The organism is Oceanobacillus iheyensis HTE831, assembly GCF_000011245.1.
GTDB classification, from domain to species: domain Bacteria; phylum Bacillota; class Bacilli; order Bacillales; family Amphibacillaceae; genus Oceanobacillus; species Oceanobacillus iheyensis.
The window spans coordinates 2623364-2639018 of sequence record NC_004193.1 but is presented as its reverse complement, the minus strand read 5'-3'; the positions used below and the strand labels follow the sequence as shown (position 1 = coordinate 2639018).

16 protein-coding genes are annotated in these 15655 nt (G+C 35.7%); 14 read left to right on the top strand and 2 right to left on the bottom strand.

Translation table 11 applies throughout. The features are described 5' to 3' along the window. Nucleotides 1-36: 36 nt before the first annotated feature. Nucleotides 37-276, top strand: coding sequence for an indolepyruvate ferredoxin oxidoreductase subunit alpha (locus OB_RS13220; RefSeq protein ID WP_011066973.1), 240 nt, complete (start codon nt 37-39; stop codon nt 274-276). Nucleotides 277-329: 53 nt separating this feature from the next. Here the strand turns inward: OB_RS13220 and OB_RS18445 are convergent, their stop codons facing one another. Both OB_RS18445 and OB_RS13215 read right to left on the bottom strand, forming a co-directional pair. Continuing rightward, on the bottom strand, nt 330-467 hold the full coding sequence (locus OB_RS18445) for a hypothetical protein (protein WP_011066972.1): 138 nt from the start codon (nt 465-467) through the stop codon (nt 330-332). After that, complete coding sequence (locus tag OB_RS13215) at nt 464-2539, bottom strand: thioredoxin domain-containing protein (protein WP_011066971.1); 2076 nt, start codon at nt 2537-2539, stop codon at nt 464-466. Before OB_RS13215 ends, OB_RS18445 begins: the two co-directional genes overlap by 4 nt. A 165-nt stretch (nt 2540-2704) precedes the next feature. Here OB_RS13215 and OB_RS13210 point away from each other — a divergent pair, with 165 nt between their 5' ends. From OB_RS13210 to OB_RS13150, 13 genes are all read left to right on the top strand, one after another. After that, nucleotides 2705-3688, top strand: coding sequence for a LacI family DNA-binding transcriptional regulator (locus OB_RS13210; RefSeq protein WP_011066970.1), 984 nt, complete (start codon nt 2705-2707; stop codon nt 3686-3688). Further along, nucleotides 3689-4561, top strand: a complete 873-nt coding sequence (gene rbsK, locus OB_RS13205; protein ID WP_011066969.1) for a ribokinase — start codon at nt 3689-3691, stop codon at nt 4559-4561. Nucleotides 4562-4566: 5 nt separating this feature from the next. Next, nucleotides 4567-4962 (top strand): D-ribose pyranase, encoded by a 396-nt coding sequence (gene rbsD, locus OB_RS13200; RefSeq protein ID WP_011066968.1) that lies wholly within the window; start codon nt 4567-4569, stop codon nt 4960-4962. Between the two features lie 17 nt (nt 4963-4979). Then, nucleotides 4980-6470 carry a sugar ABC transporter ATP-binding protein gene (locus OB_RS13195; protein ID WP_011066967.1) on the top strand — a complete coding sequence of 497 codons (1491 nt, stop codon included), beginning with the start codon at nt 4980-4982 and terminating at the stop codon, nt 6468-6470. A gap of 7 nt (nt 6471-6477) precedes the next feature. Then, on the top strand, nt 6478-7401 hold the full coding sequence (locus OB_RS13190) for an ABC transporter permease subunit (protein ID WP_379604690.1): 924 nt from the start codon (nt 6478-6480) through the stop codon (nt 7399-7401). A gap of 13 nt (nt 7402-7414) precedes the next feature. Next, the gene (locus OB_RS13185; protein ID WP_011066965.1) at nt 7415-8326 is read left to right on the top strand and encodes a D-ribose ABC transporter substrate-binding protein; all 912 of its coding nucleotides are present in this window, start codon (nt 7415-7417) and stop codon (nt 8324-8326) included. A gap of 195 nt (nt 8327-8521) precedes the next feature. Continuing rightward, nucleotides 8522-8992 carry an IS200/IS605-like element ISOih2 family transposase gene (tnpA, locus tag OB_RS13180; RefSeq protein ID WP_011066964.1) on the top strand — a complete coding sequence of 157 codons (471 nt, stop codon included), beginning with the start codon at nt 8522-8524 and terminating at the stop codon, nt 8990-8992. Nucleotides 8993-9502: 510 nt separating this feature from the next. Next, complete coding sequence (locus tag OB_RS13175; protein WP_011066963.1) at nt 9503-10801, top strand: ABC transporter substrate-binding protein; 1299 nt, start codon at nt 9503-9505, stop codon at nt 10799-10801. 297 nt (nt 10802-11098) lie between these two features. Next, nucleotides 11099-11959: a carbohydrate ABC transporter permease gene (locus OB_RS13170; RefSeq protein WP_011066962.1), complete on the top strand. Its 861-nt coding sequence runs from the start codon at nt 11099-11101 to the stop codon at nt 11957-11959. Further along, nucleotides 11959-12795 carry a carbohydrate ABC transporter permease gene (locus OB_RS13165; RefSeq protein WP_011066961.1) on the top strand — a complete coding sequence of 279 codons (837 nt, stop codon included), beginning with the start codon at nt 11959-11961 and terminating at the stop codon, nt 12793-12795. Before OB_RS13170 ends, OB_RS13165 begins: the two co-directional genes overlap by 1 nt. A 16-nt stretch (nt 12796-12811) precedes the next feature. Continuing rightward, nucleotides 12812-13834, top strand: a complete 1023-nt coding sequence (locus OB_RS13160) for a LacI family DNA-binding transcriptional regulator (protein WP_011066960.1) — start codon at nt 12812-12814, stop codon at nt 13832-13834. Between the two features lie 56 nt (nt 13835-13890). Next, complete coding sequence (locus tag OB_RS13155; protein WP_011066959.1) at nt 13891-14607, top strand: ThuA domain-containing protein; 717 nt, start codon at nt 13891-13893, stop codon at nt 14605-14607. 16 nt (nt 14608-14623) lie between these two features. Next, the gene (locus tag OB_RS13150; protein ID WP_011066958.1) at nt 14624-15655 is read left to right on the top strand and encodes a Gfo/Idh/MocA family protein; all 1032 of its coding nucleotides are present in this window, start codon (nt 14624-14626) and stop codon (nt 15653-15655) included.

Below are 15655 nucleotides of genomic sequence, written 5' to 3'. Positions count from 1 at the left end.
GAACATTGTTTAATGAGTAAGGAGGTAAATCCATCTATGGCTTTTGTCATACTTGACCCTTGTAGAGGTGAAAAAGCAGGGGAATGCGTTAGTGTATGCCCTGTTGATTGTATAGAAGAAGGCGTAAAACAGTTTTACATTGATCCGGATATTTGTATTGATTGTGGAGCTTGTAAAGCAGTATGTCCTGTATCTGCCATTGAAGAGGAATATGATCTAACTCCTAATCAAGAAAAATATTTAGAAGAGGCAGAAGAATTTTTCGCCAATAGATAAATAATAAAAACCGCAAGCGCAGTTTATAGGAAAACGTGCGCTTGCGGTTTTTGTTACGTTTCATTCTCTTCTTCTATTGCTAGCTTACTGGCAATCCAACGTTTTGCTGTTTCCTCATCAACATCGTATACTTTTCCCGCACGTAATAATTCTCCATGATAAGCAGTCTGTACATTCATTTTTACTTTCATAATAACTCTCCTTTTTGTTTTGACTCTGTGATTACTTCTTCTAAAGCTTTTTGGATAGAAGTAGTAGGTCGATTGCAGTGAAAGTTGGAGCATACATAATAGGTTGTTTGTCCATTAACTTTTTTATAATTCTCCCCATTAGGTAATAACGTGGCTAAAGAGCTAGACTCTGTTGCCGAGATAATATGGATATTTGGTAGATAACGCTTTCTAATATGATTAAAGAATGCTTCCGTATTTTCCCCGATGATAATGACTTGCTTTGTTTGATCTTGTTGTAAAAATAGATTTCGCATAAAGAAAGAGGCTCCACTAGGTTCATCCTGAAGTTCTCTATAGAAAGTATACATCATCGTATCAACATACGAATAATAACTCATCTCTCCAGTTAGGTTTGCTAATCTTGATAGTTGAATGCTAGCAAGACTATTGCCTGATGGTATAGGACTATCGTAGATTTCCTTTTCCCTGGATATTAATTGCTCCGCATCATTCGCTACAAAAAAGAAACCACCATCGTTACTATCCCAGAAAAGCTTGATCATATCGTTAGCAATTGTTTTTGCCTTTTTAAGGTGATCTATTTCCATCGTAGCTTGATGTAACTCGATATAGCCCCATAGGATAGCTGCATAGTCATCAAGAAATCCTTTCGTATTTGTTTTTCCTTGTCGATAATTTGCAAACCATCGATTATCTTTTATTAATATATCGCTTAAATTCTTCATAGTATTTATAGCATGATTAATCCAGTTTTCTTCTTGGAAAACGCTTCCTGCCTTAGCGAGTGCAGCAATCATATACCCATTCCAACTCGTAAGAATTTTATCATCTGTTGCAGGTGCTGTGCGGAGTAATCTTGCTTTTTGTAATTTATCTACACTCTTAGTCAATGTTGTTTTTACTTTCTCTACCTGAATTCCATAAGTGGATGCAAGTGACTCTAAAGAAATACCACTACGATAAGGTAGATTCTTTCCTTGGTGAACACCTACAGGGACAATTCCATAAGCTTCAGCGAACAAATCTCCTTCATCCTCACCCAATATGGAATATATTTCTTCCAGTGACCAGAGATAATATGCTCCTTCTTCTCCGTTTGAATCGGCACTTAATGAAGCATAAAAACAACCATTTTCAGCTGTCATTTCTCTTTTTACAAATTGGATAATTTCGTTAACCTTTAATTGATAAAATGGATCTTTTGTGATGAGAAACATATCCACACTAACATCTAATAAAAATGCTTGGTCATAAAGCATTTTCTCGAAATGAGGAAACATCCATTTTCTATCAGTAGCATAACGGAAAACCCCGAATCCTACATGATCCCATGTGCTACTTTGAAAAATTGACTTTAATGTCATGTCTACCATTTTTAATGCATTTTTGTCTCCGGTTTTGTAGTAATAATGAATTAAAAAAGATAGATTATGTGGTGAAGGGAATTTAGGCTCTTTATAAAAACCCCCATACGGATAATCAAATAATTCGTTCAACTGTTGATACGTTCTTACTGAATCTTCGCTAGTAAGTGACTCGTTACTTTTTTTACTAAGCGTATCTTGTAATGCATCTTCAACTTTTTTCATATATTCTGCTATTTGTTGTGGATCTTCAGCATACTTTTTTGCGATTGTAGGTAATATATCCATTAATCCCGGTAATCCATAATTTTGATGCTTTGGAAAATAAGTTCCGGCAAAGAAAGGAACTTGATCATCCGTCATAATAATGGTTAATGGCCAACCACCATGTCCAGTCATCATTTGGCATGCTTTCATATATAGTCCATCGATATCAGGTCTTTCTTCTCGATCTACTTTGATAGAGACATAATACTGATTCAATAATGCAGCAACTTCTTGATCCATAAAGGATTCCCGGTTCATGTTATGGCACCATGTACAACTACTGTAACCGATACTTAAAAAAATAGGTTTTTGTTCTTTTCTTGCTTTATTAAATGCTTTTTCTCCCCATGGATACCAATCTACTGGGTTATTTACATGTTGTAGTAAATAGGGAGAAGTTTCATTAATTAAATGATTATGGTGTCTTGAGAATTTCATGTGGACTCCACCTTTTTAATCGTCTACCTTCTATCATACGAAATAGAGAATAAGATTTCCAGAAACTTCACAATAACAGGGGATATTTTCTATTGCTATCAAAACGCTTTCATGATAATATTTATCTGAAACCGGTTCCATATTTTATTGAAGGAATGAATAAAAATGACAGTAACCATCAAAGATGTAGCTAAAGAAGCTGGTGTATCAGCTGCTACAGTCTCTAGAGTACTAAATAATAGTGGGTATGTATATGAAGATACTCGGAAGGCAGTCATGGAAGCGATTAATCATTTGCAATATAAGCCTAATGAAGTGGCGCGATCGTTATATAAACGTACTTCTAAGTTAATTGGGCTTGTACTTCCTGATATTACCAATCCTTTTTTTCCTGCATTAGCAAGAGGGGTGGAAGACAAGCTCCAACAGCTAGGCTATCGCGTTATTTTTGGGAATACGGATGGTGATGCTACAAAGGAAATGGACTATATTGATACATTTTTACAACATAACGTGGTTGGATTAATAGCTTCTGTTGATCGTTTACATCATGAAGTGCTAACTAATTTACGTGTGCCGGTTGTAACAGTCGATCGTACTACCGAAGAGCTTCCTGCAGTGTATGCAGACCATAAATCAGGAGGACGATTAGCTGCAGAAAAATTAGTACGATCGGCTTGTGAAAAAATAGTTGTTTTAAGAGGACCTCAAGACGCAAAACCGTTATATGACCGATTTCAATCAGCGACACAATATTTAAGTGAGAATAATGTTTCCTTCCATTATTTAGATTGTCAGCTATCTTTTGAAGATGGGAGACAGAAAGCAAAAGAACTATTTGATCAATTCCCTGATACAGATGGTATTATTGCTTGTAATGATTTAGTAGCTGCTGCAGTTTTACATGAGGCTGTAACAAGAGGAATTAGCGTACCAACTGATTTACAAGTAATCGGGTACGATAATATAACGATCAGTGAGATTGTTCATCCGAGTCTTACTACCATTCATCAGCCAACGTACGAGATGGGAATGAAAGCAGCAGAAATGATTATAAAACTTATCAGCAAAGAAAAACTAAATACGATACATGAACAATTACCTGTTTTCATAAAAGAAAGAAATTCAACAGTAAATGGAGGAATATAGATGGTAAACATAACTGTAGTGGGAAGCTCATCAATAGATTTAGTCGTAACAGCTCCAACAAGACCTAAAGCCGGAGAAACGATTATTGGTGATGATTTTCAAACGGTGCCAGGTGGTAAAGGTGCAAATCAAGCAGTAGCTGCATCTCGATTAGGAGCGAATGTATCTATGATTGGTAGAGTAGGAAAGGATACGTTTGGCGAAGAAATTTTAAGCAATTTACAAGAAAATAAAGTTTCTGTGGAATATGTGGAACCGGTTACCGATGTTGCTTCAGGAACTGCACATATTACGTTAGCAGAAGATGATAATAGCATTATTTTTGTAAAAGGTGCGAATGATTATGTTACACCAGACTATATAAAAAAATCGCTGGATAAGTTGATAAATGCGGACATTGTATTAATTCAACAAGAAATTCCTGAAGAGACGGTAGAGTTTGTAATTGAAACTTGTCATACATACGAAGTTCCAATTTTATTAAATCCAGCTCCTGCAAGAGAAGTGTCCAATCAAGTAATAGAACGTACCACTTATCTTACTCCAAATGAACATGAATTTTCGATTATGTTTGGCAATGAGAATAGAAGCGACGTATTAAAACGCTATCCCAATAAATTATTGATTACCGAGGGGAAAAATGGTGTACGTTACTTTGATGGTGAAGCAGAAATAGTTATTCCTTCTTATGAAGTAGTACCAGTAGATACAACAGGTGCAGGAGATACTTTCAATGCTTCTTTCGCAATAGCGATTGCAGAAGGAAGATCCTTAGAGGATGCAATTCGTTTTGCGAATAAGGCTGCATCGATATCAATTACAAAATTTGGTGCACAAGGCGGGATGCCAACTCGAACAGAGATGGAGGAATAAAGTATATGAAGAAAAAAGGTATGTTAAACAGCGAAATATCAAAAGTTTTATCAGATTTGGGACATACCGATCAAATTGTTATTGCCGATGCAGGCTTACCTGTTCCAGAAGGGGTTACAAAGATTGATGTAGCTTTGACCCCTGGTACTCCATCTTTTCTCGACGTACTAAAGGCAGTAAAAGCGGATATGGTCATTGAAGGAGTAACATTAGCTCGTGAGATAAAAGTAGATAATACAGAAAATCACAAGCAAATACAGGAAGTGATCAACGATATACCAATAACGTATGTAACCCATGAACAATTTAAAGCGTTAAGTAAACAAGCAAAAGCAATTATACGTACGGGAGAAATAACTCCTTACGCAAATTGCATATTACAATCGGGTGTTTTTTTCTGAAAAAGGAGTGATTAATAATGAAGATTGTCATGGAAAATATTCATAAATCTTTTGGCTCCAATAACGTGCTTGAAGGTGTAGATTTTTCACTTGAACCAGGAGAGATTCATGCATTAATGGGGGAGAACGGTGCCGGAAAGTCTACATTAATGAATATTCTTACTGGTCTATTCCCTTCAAATCAAGGTTCAATAACGATAGATGGCGTAAAAACTCAATATAAAGATTCTAAGGAATCGGAGCAAGCAGGAATTGCATTTATTCGACAAGAGTTAAATATTTTGCCACAGATGACAGTATTAGAGAATTTATTTATTGGTAAAGAAATGACTAATTCATTTGGATTTTTACGAGAAAAAGTAATGAAGGAAAAAGCTGAAGAGGTATTTAGTAGATTAGACTTTTCAATTCCATTTGACAAAGAAGCAGGCGAATGCTCTGTTGGGGAACAACAACTAATTGAAATTGCAAAAGCGCTGATGTTAGATGCCAAAATTATTATCATGGATGAACCAACTGCTGCTCTAACGGATAGAGAAATCGATAAGTTATTTGAAATTATGAAAGAGCTTACACAACAAGGTGTTGCATTGGTTTATATTTCGCATCGTATGGAAGAAATTTTTGCGATTTGTGATCGAATTACAGTAATGCGAGATGGGATATCGGTCAAGACTTCGTGGATTAAAGATACAAATTATAACGAGATTGTAAAACAAATGGTAGGAAGAGAATTGGATGAACGTTACCCAGAACGAACGCCAACATTTGGTAAGCCCGTATTACAAGTAAACAATTTTAGTCGTAAAGGTTATTTTAACGATATAAAATTCTCCGTAAGAGAAGGAGAAATACTTGGTGTATCCGGACTGATGGGTGCTGGCCGTACAGAGATTATGCGAGCCATATTTGGAATAGATGAAGTAGATCAAGGAGAAATACTGCTTGATGGAAAGAAACTTACCATTAAAGATCCGACAGATGCGATGAAAGCAGGATTGGCATTTATTACAGAAAATCGGAAAGATGAAGGACTTGTTTTAGACTTTTCGATTAGAGAGAATATTGGATTGTCGAATTTAAACAGTTTCTCTAATAAGGGATTTATCAAAGGTAAAGACGAAAAAGATTTTGTTGAGCTTATGATAAAGCGGTTACAAATTAAAACACAGACCCAAGAGCTGCCTGTAGGAAACTTATCTGGAGGAAATCAGCAAAAGGTTGTTATAGCAAAATGGGTAGGCACATCTCCTAGAGTATTGATCATGGACGAGCCTACCAGAGGAATAGATGTTGGTGCAAAGCGAGAAATTTATCAGTTAATGAATGAATTAACAGAGAGAGGCTTAGCTATCATAATGATTTCTTCTGATTTGCCTGAAGTACTCGGAATGAGTGACCGAATAATGGTTATCCACGAAGGAGAGATTTCAGGAGAATTAGTTAGAGAAGAGGCGACGCAAGAAAAAATAATGACATATGCTACAGGAGGGAATGGACATGAATAATAATAAAATGGCTTCGATGTGGCAAAAAGTAATCCCGTTAATAGCTTTAGTATTGCTAATAATCACTGTTACGATCATGAACCCGGCATTTTTAGATCCAGCTAATATTATGAATCTACTAAGACAAATTTCCATTAATGGATTAATTGCTTTTGGTATGACTTTTGTAATTCTAACAGGTGGAATTGATTTATCGGTAGGATCTATTCTTGCATTGTCTAGTGCTTTAGCTGCAATAATGATGACATCGGGCATTGATCCAATTTTAGCAGTAATTATAGGTGTATTATTAGGTGCAGTATTTGGTGCATTGAATGGTATTTTGGTTTCAAAAGGTAACTTAGCACCGTTTATCGTTACATTAGCAACAATGACGATATTTAGAGGGTTAACATTAGTATTTACAGATGGAAAACCGATAACTGGATTAGGAGACTCCTATGCTTTTCAATTATTTGGTAAAGGATACTTTTTAGGAATACCAGTACCAGCAGTAACGATGATCATTGCATTTGTAATTCTTTGGTTTTTACTTCATAAAATGTCATTTGGGCGTAAAACATATGCAATCGGCGGAAATGAGAAGGCGGCAAAAATTTCAGGTATAAAAGTAGATCGTGTCAAAATCTTTATTTATTCTATTAGTGGAATGATGGCAGCTCTAGCAGGAATGATTCTTACTTCCCGCCTTAATTCTGCTCAACCAACTGCAGGTACTTCTTATGAAATGGATGCTATTGCGGCAGTAGTTCTAGGTGGTACAAGCCTTGCTGGCGGGAAAGGTCGTATAGCAGGTACGTTTATCGGAGTATTAATTATCGGTATTTTAAATAATGGAATGAACTTACTTGGAATTTCCTCTTTCTATCAACAAGTAGTAAAAGGTGTTGTTATCTTAATCGCAGTGCTACTAGATCGTAAAAAATCCTAATGAGGTGAATGTAATGAAAAAATTCCAGATTGTATTCATAGCTATAATTATTATTTTTTTAGCAGCATGTTCAATGGAAAGTCCGTTTGTAAATAATGATTCTGATGACGACGATAATATAAAAATTGGTCTGAGTATTTCCACAATGGAAAACCCTTTCTTTGTAACGTTACATGATACTATTGTGAAAGAAGCAAAGGAACAAGATATGGATATAGTAACTGTAAATGCGCAAGATGATGCTTCCGTTGAAATCAGCGGGATAGAAGACTTGATTCAACAACAGGTAGATATACTTCTTATAAACCCAACCGATTCTGCGGCTGTTTCATCAGCGGTACAGTCTGCTAATGCTGCAGGTATTCCTGTTATTACTATTGACCGTTCAGCGGATGAAGGAGAAGTAGAAACATTAATTACTTCGGATAATATATCAGGCGGAGAAATGGCAGCAGAATTTATCGCCGACACAGTGGGAGAGAATGCGAATGTAGTAGAGCTGCAAGGTATTGCGGGAGCTTCAGCTACAAGGGAACGCGGTGAAGGATTCCATAATATTGCTGAAGAACGTCTGAATGTATTAGTATCTCAACCAGCAAATTTTGATCGGACAGAGGGATTAACCGTGATGGAGAATACATTACAAGGTTATAGTGGTATTGATGCTGTATTTGCGCATAACGATGAAATGGCTTTAGGAGCTATTGAAGCTATTAAAGCTTCTGGTGAGGATATTGTTGTTGTTGGTTTTGATGGAGTAGATGATGCTATTGCAGCTGTTGAGGCAGGAGAACTAACTGCAACGATTGCACAACAACCAAACCTAATGGGAGAAGAAGCAATAGCTACAGTTAAAGCCGTATTGAATGGCAACGAAGTGGACGAAGTAATTCCTGTTCCATTAGAGCTAAAAACAAAGGAATAATTTTTAAACAAAAGTTTAGTGGGTAAGGTCATCGACGGATGACTTTGCCCACTATTTTTATGGTCTTAGAAAACCCCTGGCTATGCCAGGGGTTCCAGAAAGCTTCTAGCGTGGGGTAAAAAAAAGCCTCTCTTCATGGTAAGGTAAGGTTGGTTTCCCGACCACCAAATCTCACCATAGAAGGAGGCGTGTCCAATGAAGGACAAGAATAGTTTAGCACACACGCAATGGAGATGTAAGTATCATTTAGTTTTTGCCCCAAAATATAGAAGACAAATTATCTATGGAAAATATAAAAAGAGTATAGGAGAAATTATTAGAGAACTCTGCGAAAGAAAAGATGTTGAAATACACGAAGCAAATGCATGCAGAGACCACGTCCATATGTTGGTGAGTATACCACCAAAACTGAGTGTATCTCAATTTATGGGTTACTTAAAAGGAAAAAGTAGTTTAATGATCTTTGACCGTCACGCTAACTTAAAGTATAGATATGGCAATCGAAAGTTCTGGTGTCGAGGCTACTTTGTAGATACGGTGGGAAGGAATAAAAATCAAATCCAAGAATATATACGAAATCAGCTTAAAGAGGATTATATGAGTGATCAGTTAACTTTATTTGAAGAATTTGATCCGTTCACCGGAAAGAAAAATAAAAAGAAATAAGAGATTCTTTTAGAATCAGTGAGTGAGTGTGGTGCAGAAGGGGAAACCATTCAGTGGGCCTTTTAGGCCGAGGCCGGCAACAGAGGCTTCCAGCCGCAGAGCAAACCACCAGTTCACACTGGTGGTTTTGATTCTTTGAAAGAAAGCTCGATCTCGAATCTAGTACTGCTGATGGTTGTCTAACACTATTTTAACGAATTATCAGTCCAATATGCATAATTTATGCAAACGATTTAATAAAATAAATAAATAATTTAGATATTGAGTTTTTATTGCTTAAATGTTGAAATAGCAAGTTTTAATCTCATGATTCGTTAACTTTAATAATCTAAAAATAAAAAAAGGGTTGTTGATTTTACATGCTTATGATATTATTCAGATATATTAATGCAAACGTTTTCCTTGTTTGCATGCTAGGACATAAATTATATGTCCTATATTAATAGAAAACTATGAAAGCGCTATAGATTTTTCATAGTCTTCTAAAAAATATTAATAGGGGTGGGGTTCATGAAAAGAAACAAATTGTTTCTTACAAAAGGGTTTATTGCAATTATGTTAGTTGCTGTACTTATTATTGCTGGTTGTTCTTCTGGTGATGAAAATGAAGAATCAGCAGATGGAAAAACGGTAGTAGATATTTTCCAGTTTAAAGTAGAATTTAAAGAACAATTTGAAGAAATTGTTAAACAATATGAAGAAGAAAACCCAGACGTGAAAATTGATGTACAAACAGTAGGTGGAGGTAATGATTATGCTGCTTCACTTAAATCTTCATTTGCTGCGGGTAACGAACCTGCCATTTTCAATGTTGGGGGACCAACGGAAGTAGAAGAATATCGTGACTATTTAACAGATCTTTCTGATACAAAAGCGGCCGAAGCAGCATTAGAAGGCACATTAACAGGTGTAATGGAAGATGATAAAGTATTAGGATTACCATATAGCCAAGAAGGTTATGGATATATTTATAATAAAGAAATTTTTGAACAAGCTGGTATTAATCCAGAAGAACTTACTACTTATGAAGCTTTAGAGGAAGCATTTGCTACAATTGATAGCCAAAAAGAAGATCTAGGACTTGAAGCAGTAATGGCATTACCTGCCAAAGAGTTGTGGGTAATGGGGAATCACTTAGCAAATACGTATATTGCTCCAGATTTTAATAATGACATCATGGAAGCATATGAAGCTTCAACAATTCCTTTCTCTAAAGCGGATGAATTACAACGTATGCTAGATTTACAGAATGAATATTCAGTACAACCTGTACTGAGCTTAGATTATTCTCAACAAGTAGAACAATTATTCTCTACAGGTAAAGTAGCTGTTATTCAACAAGGTAATTGGATTTATCCAACTGTCGAGCAAATGGATGCAGAATTTGCCGAAAACAATATCGGAATGATTCCAATTCCTGTTGATGGCATGGAAGGCCAATTACCAGTAGGTGTTCCTCAGTATTGGGTAGTAAATAGTCAAAAAGGTGAAGAAGTACAACAAGCTGCAAAAGATTTTCTGGACTGGTTATATACATCTGACGCTGGTAAAGACTTCGTACTAGATGAATTTAAATTTATCCCAGCATATGAAGGTTATGATACAGAACGTATTGCAGATCCTCTTTCTCAAGAAGTTTATCGTTATTCTCAAGAAGGTGACACTATTGGGTGGGTCTTTATGGCATCGCCTGTAGGTTGGCAAGAAGATACGATGGCAGTAAATATGCAACGTTATTTAAGTGGCGACATTTCATGGGAAGAAGTAATTGAGCAATCAGCTGCAGATTGGGAAAACGCTAGACAGTAACTTATAGTGAGGTTGGGACAAAAATAGTTACTCAAAAAACAAATTAGAATGAATTGGTGATGAGAGCCTGTTTCACAGAGATGCTTTGCTAAGACAACTCATCCTAGGTTTAACCAATTATCGTTCAGATTTTGAGTGAACTGTTATCTCCCAGCCTCATACTTATTTATCCCGCAGATTCTATTCAAAAACCTGTGGTCATGCTTTTGAGGTAGTAACCTCGGTGAGCAAGAATGAAGACCAAAATACAATGAAGTCTTATTTTATTAGAAGTATTACAAAGGAGGGGATTACGTCATGAAAAATAGAAGTCTATCTTTCTGGTTATTTATGACTCCGACATTAGTTGCTCTAGGGTTGGTAGTGTTTGTACCATTTATTTATGGATTTGTTTACTCCTTTACCGATTGGAACGGATTACAAGCAAATAGTTTTCTAGGCTTTGAAAACTATATCCGTCTATTTCAGGAAGAACACTTTTTAAATGCAATTTGGTTTACAATTAAGTTCGCAGTTGTATCTATTGTTCTTGTAAATGTCATCGGTTTAGGGCTTGCATTATTAGTTACACAAAAGTTAAAGACGAGTAATTTATTTAGAACAGTATTCTTTATGCCTAATTTAATAGGTGGCTTGATTTTAGGTTTTATCTGGCAGTTTATTTTTGTAAGTGCATTCAATAGTGCTGGACAATTACTAGGACTGGAATTTTTGCAAGGATGGCTTTCTGATGCTACCACTGGTTTCTGGGGGTTAGTTATTTTAAATGCGTGGCAATATGGCGGCTATATTATGATTATATACATTGCCTATCTTGAAGCAGTTCCACAAGAATTAATGGAAGCATCTGAAATTGATGGAGCAAATCCTTTTCAACGATTTTGGAAGGTTACATTTCCATTAGTGGCACCTGCATTTACGATCAGTATGTTTTTAACATTGTCTAACGCATTCAAAATGTACGATCAAAACCTCGCATTAACCGGAGGAGGACCCTTCAAATCAACGGAAATGATTGCAATGGATATTTATAATACTGCTTTTAGTGATTATGATATGGCATTTGCTCAAGCAAAAGCTGTTATATTTTTTATACTAGTGGCAGCTGTAGCTTTGACACAAGTGTATTATAATAAGAAGAGGGAGGTTGACCTATAATGAAAGCGAAAAAAAGAAATAGAATATTATTACTGATTCTAGGTCTAATCCTCATGTTATTGTGGTTATCTCCATTCTACTTAATGTTTGTTAATGCATTTAAAACGAAGAATGATATTTTTACGAATATCTTAGGGTTTCCTACAGAATGGACATTTGACAATTTTATTCAAGCTTTTATAGATTTAGATTTTGCAAACTCACTATTTAACTCCATACTTATTAGTTTATTAAGTGTCGGAATTATAATAATCTTTTCTTCAATGGCTGGTTACGCACTTGCTAGGAATACAAGTAAATTAAGTGCGTTCTTGTTTATGATTTTTGTAGCTGCAATGTTAATTCCATTCCAGTCTGTTATGATTCCACTTGTATCTATCTTTGGTCAAGTTGAAATGCTAAATCGTTGGGGATTAATATTTATGTATCTTGGATTTGGTTCTAGTCTGTCCATTTTCTTATATCATGGTGCGATGACGGGAATCTCTAAATCATTAGATGAAGCAGCTACCATTGATGGAGCGAACAAGTGGCAATTATTTTGGAAGATTATTTTCCCAATGTTAAAGCCAATATCTGTTACTGTAATGATCTTGAACTTAATTTGGATTTGGAATGACTATCTTTTGCCATCTCTCGTATTAAGTGCGAATGAAGCAACTATTCCATTGAAAATGTTCTTCTTCTTTGGACAATATACGAAACAATGGCATTTAGCATTAGCTGGTCTTACTATAGCAATAATTCCAGTCATTATAATTTACTTTATTGCACAGAAACATATTATTAAAGGAGTATCAGATGGAGCTGTTAAGGTAATCCCTAGAAATAAATGAAAGGAGGCTGATTACCGTGTCGGTTACTATAAAAGACGTCGCAAAGGAAGCAAATGTATCGCCTTCTACCGTTTCTCGAGTTCTTTCTGATAGTGATAAGATAAGTGAAAAGACGAAAAGAAAAGTAAGAAAAGTTATGAATGAATTAGGTTATCATATTAATTACAATGCGAGAGTACTTGTTCAAAAATCTACCAAAACAATAGGAATTGTGATGAAACACTCAGCTACTCATTCTTGGCATAATCCATTTTTTCCTGAAGTGTTAAGGGGGATTAGTACCTATTGTCACAAACTAGATTATAGTATTTCTTTAACTACCGGAGAATCAGAGGAATCTATCTATAAAGAGGTAGTGAAGATGGTACACGGAAAACGAATAGACGGCATCATCGTACTTTATTCAAAGAAAGATGATAAAGTTGTACCGTTTTTGATAGAACAACAAGTACCTTTTGTTGTCATTGGGAAGCCAATGGAGCATACAAATGAAATTATGTATGTTGATAATGATAATGTTCAAGCAGGAAAAGAAGCAGCTGAATTTCTTATCGATCTTGGTCATGAAGAAATAGGTTTTATTGGAGATAATCCAGATTTCCAAGTTATTCAAGATAGAATGAATGGATTTAAAGAAGCTTTGTTATCAAACGATTTATTTTATCGTGATGAATACATTAAATACGTAGATGATAATAATAATCGGAAAATCGTTACGGAATTATTTAATCAAGAGATTACTCCAACTGCACTTGTTATTTCTTCTGATATTCAAGCTATTGGTATATTAAAATTATTGCATGAAATAGGTTATCGTGTTCCTGATGATATTAGTATCGTGACATTCAATAAAACGTTTATTACGGAATTATCGATACCATCATTAACAACGGTCAATACGCAAACATATCAATTAGGTTATGAATCATCCAGATGTTTAATAGAGCTAATCAATGAACCCGAAATGTTTAAACGAAGCGTGATTATACCTACAGTCATAGAGGTAAATGATTCACATCAGAAGGTATTAAAAGTGTAATAATATTTTTTATTTTGATAGCGCATGCATTAATTATCAATAAGGAGAGGTTAGAAATGAACGTAGTTGTTTGGAATGAAAATCGACATGAAAAACAAAATGAAAATGTAGCTAAAATTTATCCAGAAGGAATTCATGGTACGATTGCAGACTTTTTAAAGAATGCAGAATTTCAAGTGAAAACAGCAACGCTTGATGAACCAAATCACGGTCTTTCTGATGATTTACTAAAAGAGACAGATGTGCTTATCTGGTGGGGACACAAAGCTCACGAAGAAGTAAATGAAGAAATTGTGGAGAAAGTAAAACAACGAGTGTTAGATGGAATGGGATTAATAGTGTTACACTCTGGCCATTTTTCAAAAGTGTTTAAGAGTCTAATGGGTACTGGCTGTGATTTGAAATGGAGAGAAGCGGGTGAGAAAGAACGTGTATGGAATGTAGACCCAACGCATCCAATTACTCAAGGGATTGGTCAGTATTTTGAAATTCCTCAAGAAGAAATGTATGGAGAACACTTTGATATACCAACTCCAGATGAGCTATTGTTTATCAGTTGGTTTGAAGGTGGGGAAGTATTTCGTAGTGGAGCAACATTTAAGCGAGGAAGAGGAAAAATCTTTTATTTCCGACCTGGACATGAAACTTATCCTACGTACTATCAAAAAGAAGTGCAACAAGTAATTGTGAATGCTGTTAAATGGGCGAAAAATACAGATACACCAGTTCATCAATATGGAAATGCACAACCTTTAGAAGATATTAAAAAGTAGTAATGGAGGGGATAAAATGGTGAAAGTACGTGTAGCAGTAATTGGGTGTGGGAGCATTGCAAAAAATCGTCATTTAAAAGAATATAGCGCTAATCATCAAGTAGATATTGTAGCAGTTTGTGACATTGTTGAAGGTAGGGCAAGACAAGCAGCAGAATTACATAATGCCAAAGCCTATACGGATTATAAACAGTTATTAAAAGAAGAAGAAGTTGATGCAGTGAGTGTATGTTTACCAAACTATTTACACGCTCCTGTAAGTATTGCTGCTCTAGAAGCAGGTTGTCACGTTTTATGTGAAAAACCGATGGCCACTTCAAAAGAAGAAGCGGAAGAAATGATCCAGGCAGCGGAGAAAAATAATCGCAAACTAATGATTGGTCATAACCAACGCTTTGTTGCATCTCATCAGAAAGCCAAACAGCTTATTGAAAGTGGAGAACTAGGAAAAATCTATAGTTTCCGGACAACTTTCGGTCATGGTGGCCCTGAAGGCTGGAGTGCAGATGGAGCTGATAGTTGGTTTTTTAAGAAAGAGAAAGCTTTTGTGGGTGCAATGGGTGATTTAGGTGTGCACAAAGCAGATTTAATGCGTTATTTATTGAATGAAGAGTTTGTAGAGGTAGCAGCTTTTGTTGAAACAAGCGCAAAACAAACAGCAACCGTGGATGACAATGCCACGTTAGTCATGAAATCAGAAAGTGGCATTATCGGTACATTGGCAGCTAGTTGGGCTTATAATGCTGCAGAGGATAATTCAACTGTTATATTTGCTGAAAATGCAATAGTTCGCTTAGAAGATGATCCAAACTATTCGATGATTGTACAGTACACAAATGGTGAAGTAGTAAAGTATGAACTTGGTGGGATTCAATCGAATGAAGAAGGCGGACAAACGACTACGCATGTAATTGATCACTTTATTGAGTCAGTTACTACTAATCAACAACCTCTTATTGATGGATACGAAGGAATGAAGTCGCTTAACGTAATTTTAGCAGCATTGTCTTCTGTAGAGACGAAGCAAATTTTTCAAATGGAGAAGTGA

Bases quoted from the DNA above. Each gene is read 5' to 3' on its own strand.
- OB_RS13195 (WP_011066967.1), top strand. From the start codon at position 4,980: ATGAAGATTGTCATGGAAAATATTCATAAATCTTTTGGCTCCAATAAC.
- OB_RS13155 (WP_011066959.1), top strand. From the start codon at position 13,891: ATGAACGTAGTTGTTTGGAATGAAAATCGACATGAAAAACAAAATGAA.
- OB_RS13150 (WP_011066958.1), top strand. From the start codon at position 14,624: ATGGTGAAAGTACGTGTAGCAGTAATTGGGTGTGGGAGCATTGCAAAA.
- OB_RS13190 (WP_379604690.1), top strand. From the start codon at position 6,478: ATGGCTTCGATGTGGCAAAAAGTAATCCCGTTAATAGCTTTAGTATTG.
- OB_RS13210 (WP_011066970.1), top strand. From the start codon at position 2,705: ATGACAGTAACCATCAAAGATGTAGCTAAAGAAGCTGGTGTATCAGCT.
- rbsD (WP_011066968.1), top strand. From the start codon at position 4,567: ATGAAGAAAAAAGGTATGTTAAACAGCGAAATATCAAAAGTTTTATCA.
- OB_RS13175 (WP_011066963.1), top strand. From the start codon at position 9,503: ATGAAAAGAAACAAATTGTTTCTTACAAAAGGGTTTATTGCAATTATG.
- rbsK (WP_011066969.1), top strand. From the start codon at position 3,689: ATGGTAAACATAACTGTAGTGGGAAGCTCATCAATAGATTTAGTCGTA.
- OB_RS13215 (WP_011066971.1), bottom strand. From the start codon at position 2,539: ATGAAATTCTCAAGACACCATAATCATTTAATTAATGAAACTTCTCCC.
- OB_RS13185 (WP_011066965.1), top strand. From the start codon at position 7,415: ATGAAAAAATTCCAGATTGTATTCATAGCTATAATTATTATTTTTTTA.
- tnpA (WP_011066964.1), top strand. From the start codon at position 8,522: ATGAAGGACAAGAATAGTTTAGCACACACGCAATGGAGATGTAAGTAT.
- OB_RS13170 (WP_011066962.1), top strand. From the start codon at position 11,099: ATGAAAAATAGAAGTCTATCTTTCTGGTTATTTATGACTCCGACATTA.
- OB_RS18445 (WP_011066972.1), bottom strand. From the start codon at position 467: ATGAAAGTAAAAATGAATGTACAGACTGCTTATCATGGAGAATTATTA.
- OB_RS13220 (WP_011066973.1), top strand. From the start codon at position 37: ATGGCTTTTGTCATACTTGACCCTTGTAGAGGTGAAAAAGCAGGGGAA.
- OB_RS13165 (WP_011066961.1), top strand. From the start codon at position 11,959: ATGAAAGCGAAAAAAAGAAATAGAATATTATTACTGATTCTAGGTCTA.